16 protein-coding genes are annotated in these 14,652 nt (G+C 68.9%); 15 read left to right on the top strand and 1 reads right to left on the bottom strand.

Annotation, left to right across the window (positions count from 1 at the left end):
- Positions 1 to 39 precede the first annotated feature (39 nt).
- The 10 genes from infC (at position 40) to ACZ5BU_RS00125 (ending at position 7,026) form a co-directional block, all read left to right on the top strand.
- Positions 40 to 717, top strand: coding sequence for a translation initiation factor IF-3 (gene infC, locus ACZ5BU_RS00170; protein WP_465694325.1), 678 nt, complete (start codon positions 40 to 42; stop codon positions 715 to 717).
- An 81-nt stretch (positions 718 to 798) separates the two neighbouring features.
- Positions 799 to 993, top strand: coding sequence for a 50S ribosomal protein L35 (gene rpmI / locus ACZ5BU_RS00165; RefSeq protein WP_130383713.1), 195 nt, complete (start codon positions 799 to 801; stop codon positions 991 to 993).
- 78 nt (positions 994 to 1,071) lie between these two features.
- Entirely contained in the window at positions 1,072 to 1,464 is a 393-nt protein-coding gene (gene rplT, locus ACZ5BU_RS00160) for a 50S ribosomal protein L20 (RefSeq protein WP_380202324.1), read from the top strand.
- A 20-nt stretch (positions 1,465 to 1,484) separates the two neighbouring features.
- Positions 1,485 to 2,288 (top strand): TrmH family RNA methyltransferase, encoded by an 804-nt coding sequence (locus tag ACZ5BU_RS00155; RefSeq protein WP_465694324.1) that lies wholly within the window; start codon positions 1,485 to 1,487, stop codon positions 2,286 to 2,288.
- Positions 2,289 to 2,537: 249 nt separating this feature from the next.
- Positions 2,538 to 2,921, top strand: a complete 384-nt coding sequence (locus ACZ5BU_RS00150) for a hypothetical protein (RefSeq protein ID WP_465694322.1) — start codon at positions 2,538 to 2,540, stop codon at positions 2,919 to 2,921.
- A 114-nt stretch (positions 2,922 to 3,035) separates the two neighbouring features.
- Positions 3,036 to 4,070, top strand: coding sequence for a fatty acid desaturase family protein (locus ACZ5BU_RS00145; RefSeq protein WP_465694321.1), 1,035 nt, complete (start codon positions 3,036 to 3,038; stop codon positions 4,068 to 4,070).
- Between the two features lie 111 nt (positions 4,071 to 4,181).
- Positions 4,182 to 4,511, top strand: a complete 330-nt coding sequence (locus tag ACZ5BU_RS00140; protein WP_465694319.1) for an ANTAR domain-containing protein — start codon at positions 4,182 to 4,184, stop codon at positions 4,509 to 4,511.
- 57 nt (positions 4,512 to 4,568) lie between these two features.
- Entirely contained in the window at positions 4,569 to 5,276 is a 708-nt protein-coding gene (locus tag ACZ5BU_RS00135; protein ID WP_465694318.1) for an ANTAR domain-containing protein, read from the top strand.
- Between the two features lie 42 nt (positions 5,277 to 5,318).
- Positions 5,319 to 6,053: a GAF and ANTAR domain-containing protein gene (locus ACZ5BU_RS00130; protein WP_465694317.1), complete on the top strand. Its 735-nt coding sequence runs from the start codon at positions 5,319 to 5,321 to the stop codon at positions 6,051 to 6,053.
- A 265-nt stretch (positions 6,054 to 6,318) separates the two neighbouring features.
- The gene (locus ACZ5BU_RS00125) at positions 6,319 to 7,026 is read left to right on the top strand and encodes a hypothetical protein (RefSeq protein WP_465694315.1); all 708 of its coding nucleotides are present in this window, start codon (positions 6,319 to 6,321) and stop codon (positions 7,024 to 7,026) included.
- Here the strand turns inward: ACZ5BU_RS00125 and ACZ5BU_RS00120 are convergent.
- Positions 7,016 to 7,720: a TetR/AcrR family transcriptional regulator gene (locus ACZ5BU_RS00120; protein ID WP_465694313.1), complete on the bottom strand. Its 705-nt coding sequence runs from the start codon at positions 7,718 to 7,720 to the stop codon at positions 7,016 to 7,018. The two genes, ACZ5BU_RS00125 and ACZ5BU_RS00120, sit on opposite strands and share 11 nt — an antisense overlap.
- Positions 7,721 to 7,776: 56 nt before the next feature.
- On the opposite strand from ACZ5BU_RS00120, the gene ACZ5BU_RS00115 reads away from it, so the two are divergent.
- The 5 genes from ACZ5BU_RS00115 (at position 7,777) to ACZ5BU_RS00095 (ending at position 14,640) form a co-directional block, all read left to right on the top strand.
- A complete protein-coding gene (locus ACZ5BU_RS00115; RefSeq protein WP_465694312.1) occupies positions 7,777 to 9,294 on the top strand; it encodes an MFS transporter in 1,518 nt (505 codons plus the stop codon).
- A gap of 14 nt (positions 9,295 to 9,308) precedes the next feature.
- Positions 9,309 to 9,653, top strand: coding sequence for a hypothetical protein (locus ACZ5BU_RS00110; protein WP_465694311.1), 345 nt, complete (start codon positions 9,309 to 9,311; stop codon positions 9,651 to 9,653).
- A gap of 129 nt (positions 9,654 to 9,782) precedes the next feature.
- Positions 9,783 to 10,739, top strand: a complete 957-nt coding sequence (locus tag ACZ5BU_RS00105; RefSeq protein WP_465694309.1) for a hypothetical protein — start codon at positions 9,783 to 9,785, stop codon at positions 10,737 to 10,739.
- A gap of 170 nt (positions 10,740 to 10,909) precedes the next feature.
- Positions 10,910 to 12,019, top strand: coding sequence for a phenylalanine--tRNA ligase subunit alpha (gene pheS / locus ACZ5BU_RS00100; RefSeq protein ID WP_465694308.1), 1,110 nt, complete (start codon positions 10,910 to 10,912; stop codon positions 12,017 to 12,019).
- The gene (locus ACZ5BU_RS00095) at positions 12,019 to 14,640 is read left to right on the top strand and encodes a phenylalanine--tRNA ligase subunit beta (protein WP_465694307.1); all 2,622 of its coding nucleotides are present in this window, start codon (positions 12,019 to 12,021) and stop codon (positions 14,638 to 14,640) included. Before pheS ends, ACZ5BU_RS00095 begins: the two co-directional genes overlap by 1 nt.
- Positions 14,641 to 14,652 lie beyond the last annotated feature (12 nt).

Raw genomic sequence — 14,652 nt, 5'->3', positions numbered from 1 at the left:
CAGTACGAGTTCAACCCAGGAGGACCCATCACCACTGATTTGCGCGTCAACGAGCGCATCCGCGTTCCCGAGGTGCGGCTGGTCGGACCGAACGGTGAGCAGGTAGGCATCGTCCGGATCGAGGACGCACTGCGGCTGGCCCAGGAGGCAGACCTCGACCTGGTCGAGGTCGCGGCAACCGCCCGGCCTCCGGTCTGCAAGTTGATGGATTTCGGCAAGTACAAGTACGAGACCGCGCAGAAGGCGCGCGAGTCCCGCCGGAACCAGACCAACACGATCATCAAAGAGATGAAGCTGCGGCCGAAGATCGACCCGCACGACTACGAGACCAAGAAGGGTCACGTGGTGCGGTTCCTGAAGGCCGGGGACAAGGTCAAGATCACCATCATGTTCCGCGGACGTGAGCAGTCCCGGCCCGAGCTCGGGTTCCGGTTGCTGCAGCGGCTGGCCGAGGACGTCAGCGAGCTCGGCTTCGTCGAGTCCTCGCCGCGCCAGGACGGCCGGAACATGATCATGGTGCTCGGACCGCACAAGAAGAAGTCCGAGGCGCGCGTGGACGTGGAAGCCGAGAAGGCGCAGCGGAAGGCCGAGCGGGAGGCCGATGAGCAGGCGGAGCGCAAGGAACGCGCCGAGCAGGCCCAGGCCCACGAGGCCGAGCGCGCCGCCGGCGCCACCAAGAAGCCGAAGGGTCCGGCCGACAACCTCGACCCGGAGTGACAACCGCTCCGGCCGCCGACGCGGCCGGAGCCGTCACACCGAAGATCGAGTCAACGAAGAAAACTCAGGAGCAGAACAGCCATGCCGAAGATGAAGACCCACTCGGGGATGAAGAAGCGGGTCCGGGTCACCGGGTCGGGCAAGATCCGTCGTGAGCAGACCGGTGTCCGGCACCTCGCCGAGGCGAAGTCCTCGAAGCGCAAGCGCCGGCTGTCCGGCACCGTCGAGGTCGCACCGGCGTACGTGAAGAAGGCCAAGAAGCTGCTCGGCATCTGAGCACCCTCACCCCCCAACATCCCCCGCCGAGTGGGCACCGTCCCGGCTCCGGCGCAGAAATACAAGGAGTAACACCTCATGGCACGCGTGAAGCGGGCAGTCAACGCCCACAAGAAGCGTCGTACCGTACTGGAGCAGGCCAGCGGCTACCGCGGCCAGCGCTCGCGGCTGTACCGCAAGGCCAAGGAGCAGGTCACCCACTCGCTCGTCTACGCCTACCGTGACCGCAAGGCGCGCAAGGGCGACTTCCGCAAGCTGTGGATCCAGCGCATCAACGCTGCGGTCCGCGCCGAGGACCTGACCTACAACCGCTTCATCCAGGGCCTGCGCCTGGCCGAGGTCGAGGTGGACCGCAAGATCCTCGCCGACCTCGCCGTCAACGACCCGGCCGCGTTCTCCGCGCTCGTGCAGGTGGCCAAGGCCGCCCTGCCGGCGGACGTCAACGCGCCGAAGTCCGACGCCGCGGCCTGAGCAACACCCGTACTACACAAGTGGCGAGCCCTGGTCTGTTGACCGCGCAGTCCGCGCGGATCAAACAGGCCCGGAGGCTCGCCACTCGTGCTTTCCGGCGCAAGGCCGGCCGCTTCCTGGTCGAGGGCCCACAGGCCGTCCGGGAAGCCCTCGAGCACCGCGAGCTGGTCGTCGAGGTCTACGCCGAGCCCGCCGTCGCGGCCCGGCATCGTGATCTGCACGATCTCGCCGCGGCGGCCGGCGTTCCGTGGTTCGAGGTCGACCGGGCCGCGATCGAGGCGCTGAGCGAGACCGTCACCTCGCAGGGCGTGGTCGCCGTCTGCACGCTGGTGACCGTTCCGCTGCGGACCGATTCGGTGAAGCTCGTCGCGGCCGGCGTCCAGGTCCGCGATCCGGGCAACGTCGGCACCCTGATCCGTACGGCGGACGCCGCCGGCGCGGATGCCGTCGTACTGTCGGCCGAGTCCGTCGACCCGCACAACCCGAAGGCGGTCCGGGCCAGCGTCGGCAGCATCTTCCACGTCCCGGTCACCACCGACGTCGACATCGTGGCCGCCGTACAGACCTGGCGCGAGCAGGGCCTGCAGGTGCTCGCCGCGGACGGGTACGGCGCCACCGACCTGGACACCTGCATCGACGACGGTACGCTCGCGAAGCCGACCGTCTGGCTGTTCGGGAACGAGGCACACGGCCTGCCCGACACCATCAACGCGATCGTCGACCACTCGGTAAAGGTCCCGATCTACGGCCGCGCAGAATCCCTCAACCTCGCCACCGCGGCCGCCATCTGCCTGTACGCGTCCGCCCGGGAACAACGCCGGTGACCACCCTGCCGTTCGATCTGCCGGGGCGGTTCTGGCGCGGGAACCTGCACACCCACTCGAACGCGAGACCTGCGCGCCGCCACCTTCACCACCCTCATCGGCGCCGAACTCCACGCTCCCCGTACTGAAGCCGGCCAGCAGTGGCACATCGTCGCCGCAGGTCTCCCGCTCGACTTCCCGCCCCCGACCGCGTCCGAAACCGGTCCTGAGCTGGCACGCCGAGCCCGTGCCGCCGGAGCATTCGTCGGCATGGCGCATCCATCCGCTTCGCTGCTGACCGCGGCCGATGCCGAGAGCCTGGACGCGGCCCACTCGGTCGAGGTCTACAACGCCCTGGCCGACCGCGAGAACCGCGGCGACAGCTGGCATCTGACCGATGTCCTCCTCAACCGCGGCCACCGCTTCACCACCTACGCCGCCGACGACGCCCACCTGCAACCCCAGGACCCGCCGCCCTGCCAGGCCTGGGTCCAGGTCCGCCACCCCGGCGCAGAAGTTGCCCAAGGCACCAACCTCACCAGCCACAAGTTCCCCCTGCGCCGCTTCGAAGCCACCCACTGCCGCCTAACCGTCGAAGACGCCGCAGGCGCCCGAGCCTGGACCAACCCGATCCACCTGCCTGAACGCGGATGAACAAGAACGGACAGCCTTCACTTGGTGCTGCTCGGCGTATGCTGAGGTAAGTGCGGCTGCCCTGGACCTGGTGGCGAGGACGCGACCCATTGGAGTCCAGGGATGTCCACCAGTGTGCGAAGTACCAATGCCACCCCGGCCGCCAGCGGTTACGCCGAACTGGCCCGGGAGATCCGCAGCCTCGGCTTGCAGCGTCGACGACCGGGGTTCTATGCCGTACTGCTGATCGCCAACCTGATCGGGCTCTGCGGCGTCGTCACCGCGATGGTGCTGCTGCGGGACTCCTGGTGGCTGATGCTGCTCGCGGTCGCGCTGGCGATCGTGTCCGCGCAGATCGGCTTCTTCGGCCACGACGTCGGTCACCATCAGGTCGCCCGCAAGCGGGTGCCGACCATGCTGCTGGGCTTGCTGAACGCCAACCTGCTGAACGGACTGAGCTACGGGTGGTGGATCGACAAGCACAACGCCCACCACGCCCACCCGAACGACCTCGAGGCAGATCCCGACGTTCTCCCCGGCATCCTGGTGTTCGACGCGGCACAGGCGTCCAGGAGGACGGGGGCAGCCGGCTGGCTGACGCGTCACCAGGCCTGGTTGTTCTTCCCCCTGTTGTTGCTCGAGGCACTCAACCTGCAGGTTTCCAGCGTCCGTGCCCTGCTGAAGCCGGGCATCCGGGCGAGAACCACAGAGATGGCTCTGCTCGGCGTCCATCTCTGCGGTTATGCCGTCTTGCTGTTCACCACGATGACCTGGCTGCAGGCGAGCGTGTTTCTCGTGATCCACCAGGGGTTGCTCGGTGTCTATCTCGGCTGCTCATTCGCCCCCAATCACAAGGGGATGCCGGTTCTGTCCGCCGAGCAGGCCGCCGACCCGTTGCTGCGGCAAGTGATCACGTCTCGCAACGTGCGCGGCGGCCCAGTCGTCGACTTCGTGCTGGGTGGCCTCAACTACCAGATCGAGCACCACCTGTTCCCGAGCATGCCGCGGCCCAATCTCCGGGTGGCGCAGCCCGTGGTGCGGCGCTTCTGTGAGTCGCACCAGGTGCCCTACGTGGAGGCCTCGGCGTGCGCGTCGTACGGCGCGGTGCTCCGTCACCTCCGTGATGTCGGGGCCGAGTTGCGCCGGGCACGGACGATCGCCGCTGGATGAGCGAAAAGGCGGTATTGTTCGAGCTGTCACACCGCTGAAATTCGGAGCGGCGTGTTCGGCTGCCCCAGACCCGGCGGCGCTCCACTGGAGTGTTATTGCAGGGAGTCGGGCATGTCTCTCAACCACACTGTGGATGATCAGCCTCTCGCGGGCAGTCACCGCCCCAGTTCAGGTTCGCCGGCGACAGGTGTGGTGCCGGCCGCGGTCGCAACCGTCGAGCAGGCATCGAGGCTGGCGCAGGCGATGGAGGCGGCCTCGCTCCTCGGCCAGGCTCAGGGACTGCTGATGGAACGCTACGCGATCGACGCCGACCAGGCGTTCGCAATGTTGCGTCGCTATTCGCAGGACGACAACATCAAGCTCCGCATCGTGGTAGCCGACTTGGTCAGCACCCGCCGGCCTCCCACCAGTTCCGCCGCCGCATCCGCGGTCAGCGGCTGATCGGCATACCTTGGTCGGCGACGTGCTGTGGGAGGGCGGTGTGGTCAGGTGTCATCGTTGCGGGTTCAACGGATCCTCGCCGACATCACCGCCGGCGAAACAGGCGGGCTCCTGGAGCGGCTTTGCCGTGCCTGTGCTGTGGCGATACCGGTCACCGGAGTGGGGTTGGCATTGATGACCACGGCCGGCCATGGCGGCACCATCATGGCCACAGACGGGCCGGCCGGGCTGATGGAAGACCTCCAGGCGACCCTCGGCGAGGGCCCGTGCGTGGACGCGTCGCACGACAGGCGGCCGGTGCTGCAGCCCGACCTGGCCGCCACGGGAGCGTCGCGGTGGCCGAGCTTCACCGCCGCCGCTCTCGAGGCAGGCATCGCAGCCGTATTCGCCTTCCCACTGCAGATCGGTGCAATCCGGCTCGGAATGCTCGACCTGTATCGCGACACGACCGGTCCATTGGACGGACCTCAGCTGGCCGACGCGCTGGCGTTCGCCGAGGCGGCTACCGCGATCTTGTTGCATCTGCAGGACGAGACCGCGCCGGGCCAGCAACTGCACCCTCAGTTGGCCGAGGCCGTTGACAGCCGCCGTGAGATTCATCAGGCGACCGGGATGATCACGGCGCAGGCCGGGATCGGCCTGGCAGAGGCTTTGCTGCGCCTACAAGCCCATGCCTACAGCAGTCAACGTCTACTGATAGACGTGGCCAAGGACGTGGTCGCCCGGAAGTTACGTTTCGGGCCCGAAGACGATCATCATGAATAAACACGATCCGGACACGGCGATCGTGTCAGAAAAGAGAGTGCCATGAGCAGGGAGCAGCAACTGGCCGGTGTGTTCGTCGAACTCGCCGATACCCTCGTCGCCGATTTCGATGTCATCGACTTCCTGCACACCCTGACCGAACGCAGCGTCGAACTGCTACAGGCCGACGCGGCCGGTCTCATCCTGGCCGACCCGCAAGGGCAACTGCATGTGCTGGCCTCCACCAGCGACGAGGCCCGCTTGCTGGAGCTGTTCGAGCTGCAGGAGTCCGGAGGACCCTGTTTGGACTGCTTCACCACCGGGGAACCGGTCGTGAACCTCGACCTGGCCGAGGTCGAGGCCCGCTGGCCGCGCTTCCACGCAGCGATTGCCGCGGCCGGTTACCACTCCGTGCATGCCCTGCCGCTGCGGCTGCGCCGACAGGTCATCGGAGCGATGAATCTGTTCTGCCAGACCGAGTCCACCCTGAGCGACGACGACATCGTGGTCGGTCAAGCATTGTCCGACGTCGCCACCATCGGTCTACTGCAGGAACGGACCGTGCGTCACGGCGAGATCGTCGCCGAACAACTTCAGGCAGCGCTGAACAGCCGCATCGTGATCGAACAGGCCAAGGGAGTACTGGCCGAGCGCGCTGGTATCGGTGTGGATGCGGCCTTCGCCATGCTGCGCGCGTACGCGCGCCACAACGGACGTAAGCTGCGCGCGGTAGCCGCCGCCGTGATCGACGGCTCCTTGGACGCGGCGCTGGCGCAGCCCCAACGGCACAGCAAGTAGCGGCGATCTTCTCAGGCTGCTGCCCACCCCTCGGCGCGTTCTGATAGTGGTGGTCTGAGCCCGACCTACCTCCTCGTCGGCAGCGTAGCGCTCCCAAGTTGACGCTGCATCGGCGTGCGTGTCAGCGTTGGGGTAGCGCGTGTCAGGGCGCCTCCTCTTCGCGGCAAGCACTGAGTGCACCTGGACTGTTGGACCTTCAGTCATGGCCGATGGACCCTTCGGGACGGCCTGGTCAGCGGAGCGGGTCGTCTGGGAGGACTGTCGAATGTCGGCTACACCGCTGCCTGCGAAGGCGAGTCTCAGTCAGTTGCGCGCTCGCGCCAAGGAGCTGCGTAAGGCGGTCGTGAAGGGGCGGCCGGATGCGATCGGGCTGGCGCGCGCGTACCACCCCGCGTTCGACCCGGCCGGCTTCACGTTGCGGGACGCGCAGCTGACGATCGCCCGCGAGTACGGGCTGGCCAGCTGGCCGGAGCTGATGCAGAAGGTCGCGACCGAGCTCGTCGAAGGGCGTGAGCTGCACCGGTACTTCGGGGTCGAGCTGAACAACGAAACCTGGGACCTGCTCGAACAGATCGACGAGACCAGCCCGCTGGTCGACCAGGAGCGGATGCTGTACGGCGCGTACGCCGCCTGTCTGCACTGGCTCGAAGCCGGGAACGAAGCCAACCACGCCCGTGGCGAGCACCTGATCGCTCGGGTCGCGCTCCGGATCGGCCGGGTCGAGCTCGGCCTGCACCACGCGCGCCGCTGCCTCGAGCTCGTACTGGCGTACCCGGAGCAGATGGGGGACTGGGACGAGCCGTTCGCGCGGGAAGCACTGGCGCGGGCGCTCGCTGCGAACGGGCAACCGGCTGCCGCGCGTGCCGAGCTGGACCGGACGCGGGAACTGGCCGAGCGCATCTCCCGCGAAGGCGACCGCAAGGTGCTCGAAGAGGAACTCGCCAAGGAGCCTTGGTTCGGCCTTACTTCTTGACGCGTGTCTGGAGTCCGTCGAGCAGCGCGTCGAGGCCGTAGACGAAGCTCTCGGTGAGGGCGGCGTCGAGGCCGGTCACGGTCCGGCGGCGGACGGACTCCTGCATGCTCGGGAAGTCGCCGGCCGCGGACTCCGCCTGCTCGAGGATGTCCGCGACCCACTCCTTCTCGGACCGCCCCGACTTGCGGGCCATCTCGCGGGTGGCGACCTCGGCGCTGGCCGTCCCGAGTACGTACGACATCACGCTGCCCATCGCCAGGTCGACCTCGCGGTCGGAGAACCCGGCGGCGCCGAACAGCACCATGCCGCGGGCGCCGAGGCGCATCGCCTTCGGCCCGATGCTCGGCCGGGTGTACATCACCTCGGGCAGCCACGGATGCCGCAGTACGGCGGACCGCAGGCTGTGGCCGAACAGCAGCGCGCCGCTCCGCCAGCCGGCCAGCTCCGGTTCGGGTACGTCGATCTCGCCCCAGACCTCGTCGATCAGCAGGTCGATCAGGTCGTCCTTGGTCGGGACGTGCCAGTACAGGCTGGTGGCGCCGGCGTCGAGCTTCGCGGCCAGCTTCCGCATGCTCAGGCCGGTCACGCCCTCGGTGTCGAGGAGCTTCATCGCGGCGGCCACGATCTGCTCCCGGCTGAGCGTCTCGCGCGCGGATGACGCCTTGCGTTCCCGGGTCCAGATCGTCTCTCTCATGGCTCCCATCCTACAAAGGACTCGCACGCCGTACGAGAGTGTCGTACAGTGTGCGAGTGACTAGTACACCGTTCGAGTCTTCCGAAGCCACCACGGGGCACCCCCGGCGCTGGTGGATCCTGCTCATCCTGTGCCTGAGTCTGATGGTGCTGGTGGTCGACAACACCGTCCTGAACCTGGCCATCCCGTCGCTGATGCGCGACCTGGACGCGAGTCCCGCCGACATCCAGTGGGTGATCGACGCCTACATCCTGGCGTTCGCCGGGCTGTTGCTGACCGCGGGAAGCCTGTCCGACCGGTACGGGCGGCGGAAGATGCTGCTGTTCGGCCTGGTGCTCTTCGGCGCTGCCTCGCTGCTCGCGACCCTCGCCGAGAACCCCTGGCAGCTGATCGCCTGCCGCGGGCTGATGGGCGTCGGCGGCTCGCTGCTGATGCCGAGCACGCTGTCGCTGCTGTTCACCGTGTTCCCGCCGGAGGAGCAGCGCAAGGCGATGGCCGGCTGGTCGATGGTCGCGATGGTCGGCGTGGTGGCCGGCCCGACGGTCGGCGGCGTACTGCTGAACCACTTCTGGTGGGGTTCGATCTTCCTGCTGAACGTACCGATCGCGGCGCTCGCGATCATCGGCACGCTGGCGCTGATCCCGGAGTCGAAGGGCCCGGCGCGGGACGTCGACCCGGTCGGTGCCGTACTGACCATGGTCGGGATGGCGTCGATCGTGTGGGCGATCGTGTCGATCCCGCTGCACGGCTGGGGGTCGGCCCGGGTGCTCGGCGGGCTGGCGGTCGGGGTGGTCGCGCTGACCGCGTTCGCGCTGTGGGAGAAGCGGAGCGCGCACCCGATGGTGCCGCTGGCGTTGTTCAAGGACCGGCGGTTCAGCGGTACGAGTTTCTCGATCGTGCTGCTGTCGTTCACCGCGGGCGGTCTGCTGCTGGCGTTGACGCAGTACCTGCAGTTCGCGCTCGGGTACTCGCCGCTGAAGGCCGGTCTGGCGCTGATCCCGTACGCGCTGTCGGCGGCGCTGTTCAACGGTCTGGGCGCGACGCTCGGGAAGAAGATCGCGGACCGGACGCTGATCTCGGTCGGGCTGCTGATCATCGCGGGCAGTTTCGCGATCCTGACGCAGGTGTCGGACACGAGCGGGTACGGGCTGCTGATCGTGGGCCTGCTGGTGATGGGCGTCGGCGGTGGTCTGGCCGGTCCGGCGGCGTACACGCTGCTGATGCAGGCCGTTCCGCCCGAACACCGCGGCGTCGGCTCGGCGATGAACGACACCGTCCAGCAGACGGGCGCCGCTCTGTCGGTCGCCGTACTGGGCAGCGTCCTGGCCTCGGCGTACTCGTCGGCACTCCCGGACTCGGTCCCGGAGGCGGCGCGCAAGTCGATCGCCGCCACGCTCGCCCTCGGCCCGGATTTCTTCGCCGCCGCGAAGCACGCCTTCGTCGACGCGATGTCGATCGCCATGACGGTCGGCGCCGCCGGCGCGGTTGCCGGCGCGCTGGTCGCCCTCACGGTTCTGCCGAAGGGTGAGGCGAAGGTGCAGGACCTGACGGCCGTGGACGACCCGGTGCACTGACAGCATTTGGAGCCGTGCCTGACTACCAACAGCTCGCGAACCTGGCCCTGATGTCGATGCTGATCCTGCTCCCGGTCGCACTCGGCACGATGCTGTACGGCCGCTCGCACGGCACCCGCCGCGTACTCAAATGGGCCAACGCGCTCGCCGTGGTGTCGCTCGTGCTGGCCATCGGGTACGACGTGGCCGCGGCGGTGGTGCTGATCCTCATCGAGCCCACCCCCGGCCACCCGCCCTGGACCAACCCGGAGTTGGCCACGAAGTACCCGTACTTCTACCTCCCCATCGGCGCCGGGGCCTTCCTGGCGGCCCTGGGAATCCTCGTCGGAGCCATCCGGGCCCGCCACAAGGTGGGCTGACCGCCCCCTTCCGCCCGGGCTCGGGGAGGATTTTCGTCCCGAATCGGGAAGAGATCCTCCCCACGTCCGTTGTCCACAGCGGAAAACTGAGCTGTCGGCGGGCGGTGTGATGCGTGCATGTTCTTGGGCGTGGAGGAGAGAACTGCGGGTTCGTTCGGGGAACTGCGTCGCGGGCAGGCGGGTGCGTTCACCCGGGCGCAGGCATTGGCCCACGGAATTACCGACAAGGTGTTGCTCGGGCGTCGTCGGTCCCGGCAGCTGCAGCGGGTCCACACCGGGGTGTACGTCGACTTCACCGGGCCGCTGCCGTGGGAAACCAGGATGTGGGCGGCGTTGCTGGCATGTGGACCGGACGCGGCTTTGACGGGGACGACGGCACTCCGGCGGTACGGCGTTGTCGACTCACGCGACGAGCGGATCCACATCGCCGTACCGCATTCGCGTCGGGTCGACCCGAAGCACGGGGTCGTCGTCACTCGGCACCGCCGGCTGCACTCGCTCGTGCAGGTGGCTCGCGAGCCACCTGCGGTCCGATTGGAGGTCGCGCTGCTCGTCACCGCCGGTGCGGAAGCGGACGTTTCGAAGCAGGCCGCCGTACTGTTCGATGCTTGCCGGCAGCGTCGGACGACGCCGAGCCGGTTGCTGACGGAGCTGGAGTCGCTCCCGGAGCTGCCTGGCCGCCGGATCCTGCGACGGATCCTGTCCGAGGCAGCCGAAGGCGTTCAGTCGTTCCTTGAGCAGGCGTACCTCCAGCGCGTCGAGCGGGCGCACGGGTTGCCGCGGGCGCGCCGCCAGGTCCGCGCCGTGGCCGCGGGCGCCGTCGTGTATCGGGACTCCGTGTATTCGCCGTACGACGTGATCGTCGAACTGGACGGTCAGACGGGTCACGCCGACGCGGCCAGCCGCTGGCGCGACATGACCCGGGACAACGCGGCAGCAGCGAGCGGCAAGGTGACGCTGCGATTCGGGTACCAGCTGGTCAGCGACCCGTGCGGTGCAGCTGCCCAGGTAGCAGCTGCTCTTCGCTTCCGTGGCTGGTCCGGCACTCCACACCCCTGCTCCGGCACTTGCCCAATCACCACCTGACCAAGTCGGGGAGGATTTCGTGCCGATCCGGGGGCAAAATCCTCCCCAACCCGGACGTTGCGGGCGGCGGGGGCGCAGGGGCCGCGCGCGGTTGTGGACAGCCGATTCACGGTCTTGGCGTTTGGGTTTCTAGACTGCAATCCGCAGACGTACCAACCCGAGAGCGAGCCATGTCCGGTCCCAACACTGATTACGACCCGGTCGAAGTGACGCCGCTGCATGCCGAAGAGGTGGAGCGGACCCGCGACGAGGCGCTGAAGGCGTTTACCGAGGCGGCCGATCTGGCCGCCCTGCAGGAAGCCAAGTCGGCGCATATGGGCGACAAGTCGCCGATCGTGCTGGCGAACCGGGAGATCGGCGCGCTGCCGCCGCAGGCCCGCAAGGAGGCCGGGCAGCGGATCGGCGCCGCCCGGAAGGCGATCAACGAGGCGTTCGCGGCCCGGCTCGCGGTGCTCGAGGCCGAGCACGAGGAGCAGATGCTGGCCACCGAGCGCGTCGACGTGACGCTGCCGTGGCACACCCCCGAGCTCGGCGCGCGGCACCCGCTGTCGCTGATCTCCGAGCAGGTCGCGGACGTCTTCACCGCGCTCGGCTGGGACGTCGCCGAGGGTCCCGAGATCGAGGCCGAGTGGCTGAACTTCGACGCCCTGAACTTCCAGCCCGACCACCCGGCACGGCAGATGCAGGACACCTTCTTCGTCGAGCCGGCCGGCTCCGGCAAGGTCCTGCGGACACACACGTCCCCGGTGCAGGCGCGGTCGATGCTCAGCCGCAAGCCCCCGATCTACGTGATCTGCCCGGGCCGCGTGTTCCGCACCGACGAGCTGGACGCGACGCACACGCCGGTCTTCTACCAGGTCGAGGGCCTGGTCGTGGACGAGGGCATCACGCTCGCGCACCTCAAGGGCACCCTGGACCACTTCGTCGTCTCGATGTTCGGCGAGGGCCTGGAGGCGCGGCTCCGGCCGAACTTCTTCCCGTTCACCGAGCCGTCGGCCGAGGTCGACCTGAAGTGCTTCGTCTGCCGCGGCGCCTCCGTCGGCAACCCGGACCGCCCGTGCCGCACCTGTGGCAGCGAGGGCTGGATCGAGTGGGGTGGCTGCGGCGTGGTGAACCCGCGGGTCCTGCAGGCCAACGGCATCGACACCGAGCGGTACTCGGGCTTCGCCTTCGGCATGGGCCTGGAGCGGACGCTGATGTTCCGCAACGGGGTCGAGGACATGCGCGACATGGTCGAGGGTGACGTGCGGTTCAGCCGCCAGTTCGGGATGGAGATCTGATGCGGGTCCCACTGTCATGGCTTCGTGAGTACGTCGACCTGCCGGCGGACGTCACCGGCCGCCAGGTCGCGGAGCAGCTGATCCGGGCCGGCCTCGAGGTGGAGACCGTCGAGGAGTCCGACCTGACCGGCCCGCTCGTGGTCGGCAAGGTGCTGACGTACGAGAACGAGCCGCAGAAGAACGGCAAGACGATCCGCTGGTGCTCGCTCGACATCGGCAAGGACGAGCCGCAGTGGGTCGTCTGCGGTGCGCACAACTTCGAGGTCGGCGATCTCGTGGTCGTCGTGCTGCCGGGCGCGGTGCTGCCCGGCGGGTTCGCGATCTCGGCGCGGAAGACGTACGGGCATGTGTCCAACGGGATGATCTGCTCGAGTTCCGAGCTCGGGCTGGGCGACGACGGTACGAACGGCATCGTCGTCCTCGAGCCGGGCGAGGCGAAGCCGGGTGACGACGCGATCGAGCTGCTCTCGCTCGCCGATGACGTGCTGGACATCGCGGTGACGCCCGATCGTGGGTACTGCCTGTCGATCCGCGGCGTCGCGCGTGAAGCGGCGACGGCGTACGGCGTACCGCTGAAGGACCCGGCCGACCTCACCCTTGACGGCTCCGGCGAAGGCGGTTACCCCGTACGCGTCGACGATGCCTCGGCCTGCAGCGTGTTCGTGACGCGGACGGTGACCGGGATCGACCCGAAGGCGTTGTCGCCGCGGTGGATGCAGAAGCGGCTGCTCGCGTCCGGGATGCGGCCGATCTCGGTCGGCGTCGACGTCGCGAACTACGTGATGCTCGAGCTCGGCCAGCCGATCCACACCTACGACGGGGCGCGGCTGTCCGGCGAGATCGTGGTCCGGCGGGCGAACGCCGGCGAGAAGCTGATGACGCTGGACGACCAGACGCGTGAGCTGGACGCCGAGGACCTGCTGATCACCGACGACTCCGGCCCGATCGGCGTCGCCGGTGTGATGGGTGGGGCGACGACCGAGATGTCCGACACGACCACCGACGTCGTGATCGAGGCCGCGCACTTCGACCCGATCGTGATCGCGCGGGCGTCGCGCCGGCACAAGCTGTCGTCGGAGGCTTCCCGCCGCTTCGAACGCGAGGTGGACCCGGCGCTCCCGCGGTACGCCGCCCAGCGCGTCGCGGACCTGCTGGCCCAGTACGCCGGCGGCACGATCCTCCCGGACGAGACGGTCGTGGACACCCACGCCGCCCCCACCCCGGTCAACCTCCGCGCCGACCACGCCGCCCGCGTGGCAGGCGCGCCGATCACCCTCGGGGTGACGCTTCAGCACCTCCGCTCCGTCGGCTGCACGGTCGAGCGGGCGGAGGAGGGCGCGACGCCGGCCCCGCTCGCGGTGGGTGTGCACGCCCCGGCCCTCGTGACCGACCCAGCCGGCGCGGCGCCGGAGTCGGCCTCGGCCGGCGGCCCGGGTGGCGCGGCGGGATCGGGCTCGGCGGCTGACCTGGTCGGCGATGATTTGCTGACTGTGGTGCCGCCGTCTTGGCGGCCCGACTTGCGGGACCCCAACGACTTTGCCGAGGAAGTCATTCGGCTGTTCGGGTACGACAACGTGCCTTCGGTGCTGCCGGCGGCGCCGGGTGGGCAGGGGCTGACCGTTTCGCAGAAGCGGCGCCGGAAGGTGGCGACGGCGCTTGTCGGCGCGGGGCTGACCGAGGTGGTGTCGTACCCGTTCACGGGCGACGCGGACTTCGACGCGATGGGGATCCCGGCGGGCGACTCACGACGTACGACGGTCAAGCTGGTCAACCCGCTGTCCGACGAAGAGCCTTCGATGCAGACGACCCTGCTCGCCACCCTGCTGCGGACCGCCGAGCGGAACGTCGGCCGCGGCGCGACGGACCTCGCGATCTTCCAGACCGGCCTGGTCTTCCTGCCCAACGCCGAGACGAAGCCGGCGCCGCTCCCGTCGGTCGCGCAGCGCCCGAGTGACGACGAGATCCAGGCGTTGTACGACGCCCTCCCGGAGCAGCCGCTGCACGTCGGCGCGGTGCTGACCGGTTCGCTGACGCCGACCGGCTGGTGGGGCAAGGGCCGTCCGGCGGGCTGGGCGGACGCGGTCCAGATCGCGCGGCTGGTCGCGTCCGCGGTCGGCGTCGAGCCGGTCGTGAAGAACGTCGAGCTCGCGCCGTGGCACCCGGGGCGGTGCGCGGAGTTCTCGGTCGACGGCAAGGTGATCGGTCATGCGGGCGAGCTGCACCCGAAGGTGTGTCAGGCGTTCGGGCTGCCGGCCCGCTCGAGTGCGCTCGAGCTGGACCTGGACGCGCTGATCGCGGCGGGCCCGGAGTCGATCACCGCGCACCCGTTCTCGTCGTACCCGGTCGCGAAGGAGGACGTCGCGCTGATCGTCGCGGCGGACGTCCCGGCGGCCGACGTACAGGCGGCGCTGGCCGAGGGTGCGGGCGATCTGCTGGAGTCGGTGCGGCTGTTCGACGTGTACACGGGTGAGCAGATCGGCGAGGGGAAGAAGTCGCTCGCGTTCGCGCTCCGCTTCCGCGCGCCGGACCGCACGCTGAAGGAGAACGAGGTCGCCGACGCCCGCCAGGCCGCGGTCCAGGTGACGGTCGACCGCTTCGACGCCGTCCAACGGGTCGGCTGACCACCATGCCCA

This window comes from Kribbella sp. NPDC031520 (assembly GCF_055580825.1).
The sequence above is the reverse complement of the archived record's forward strand: the minus strand, read 5'-3'. Positions and strand labels throughout refer to the sequence as shown.

Coding starts and splice junctions, on each gene's coding strand:
- ACZ5BU_RS00140 (WP_465694319.1), top strand. CDS start 4,182: ATGTCTCTCAACCACACTGTGGATGATCAGCCTCTCGCGGGCAGTCAC.
- rpmI (WP_130383713.1), top strand. CDS start 799: ATGCCGAAGATGAAGACCCACTCGGGGATGAAGAAGCGGGTCCGGGTC.
- pheS (WP_465694308.1), top strand. CDS start 10,910: ATGTCCGGTCCCAACACTGATTACGACCCGGTCGAAGTGACGCCGCTG.
- ACZ5BU_RS00095 (WP_465694307.1), top strand. CDS start 12,019: ATGCGGGTCCCACTGTCATGGCTTCGTGAGTACGTCGACCTGCCGGCG.
- ACZ5BU_RS00130 (WP_465694317.1), top strand. CDS start 5,319: ATGAGCAGGGAGCAGCAACTGGCCGGTGTGTTCGTCGAACTCGCCGAT.
- rplT (WP_380202324.1), top strand. CDS start 1,072: ATGGCACGCGTGAAGCGGGCAGTCAACGCCCACAAGAAGCGTCGTACC.
- ACZ5BU_RS00150 (WP_465694322.1), top strand. CDS start 2,538: ATGGCGCATCCATCCGCTTCGCTGCTGACCGCGGCCGATGCCGAGAGC.
- ACZ5BU_RS00120 (WP_465694313.1), bottom strand. CDS start 7,720: ATGAGAGAGACGATCTGGACCCGGGAACGCAAGGCGTCATCCGCGCGC.
- ACZ5BU_RS00125 (WP_465694315.1), top strand. CDS start 6,319: ATGTCGGCTACACCGCTGCCTGCGAAGGCGAGTCTCAGTCAGTTGCGC.